The 689-nt window shown below is 46.6% G+C and carries 1 protein-coding gene; it reads right to left on the bottom strand.

Annotated elements, in window-relative coordinates; all coding sequences use genetic code 11:
• On the bottom strand, positions 1 to 550 hold a 550-nt coding region (locus HMPREF9304_RS11675; RefSeq protein ID WP_036929378.1), incomplete at its 3' end, for a phage integrase SAM-like domain-containing protein.
• Positions 551 to 689 lie beyond the last annotated feature (139 nt).

Genomic DNA, 689 nt, shown 5'->3' with positions numbered 1-689 from the left:
TGCTGCGTTTCAGCTTTCGGTCAATGGTGAGATAATACTCGAAGCCCTCGATAAAGGCTTTGTCCAACTGTGAAAGGGGAATTTCGCTTACCTTGTGCTTCTTCTGCACATACTCACGGAGCAGGGAGAGTTGGTAGGTACGGAGTTTGAACGTCTTTAAGGCTCGGTCGATACCGATACGTTCCTTTGTCAGTGTGAGATACTCCCCAAAACTCTCCAAGAGCAAGGTTTGACAGTGGATTTGCCCCTGATAGGCATCTCTCACGTCTGTGGCTGTGAAAGTTTCTTTCCTTTCACTGAGTTCGTGAAAGCGTGCGTGGATGAGTGCGGTGCATTCGCCGAGTTTCTGATTGACGGACACAGCCATGCTGCTCTTACCGATGAGCCGTTGCTTACGGCTGTCCCAAAGAGTGAGCGGAGTCTTACACTTGGTGGAGAAGCCCGAATGGGTTCTGCCAACTGAGATGCGCCCGATGACAGGCACAAGTCCTTTCTTGTCGGTTCGTTTCGCCTGAACGAAGAACGATACTTTGAGTTTGTTTTCCTTCATTTTTCTGTCGTTTTTTCTAAATTTCCTTTGCTTGCAAAGGTACAGATGAACAAGTATTCCTGAGCGATGCAGAAAAATGAAAGATGAAGAATAAAAACCTATGACACAGTTGTTTACCTTCAATTCGTAACCCCTTTTT

Source organism: Hoylesella timonensis S9-PR14 (assembly GCF_000762405.1).
Lineage (GTDB): Bacteria > Bacteroidota > Bacteroidia > Bacteroidales > Bacteroidaceae > Prevotella > Prevotella timonensis_A.
The sequence above is the reverse complement of the archived record's forward strand: the minus strand, read 5'-3'. Positions and strand labels throughout refer to the sequence as shown.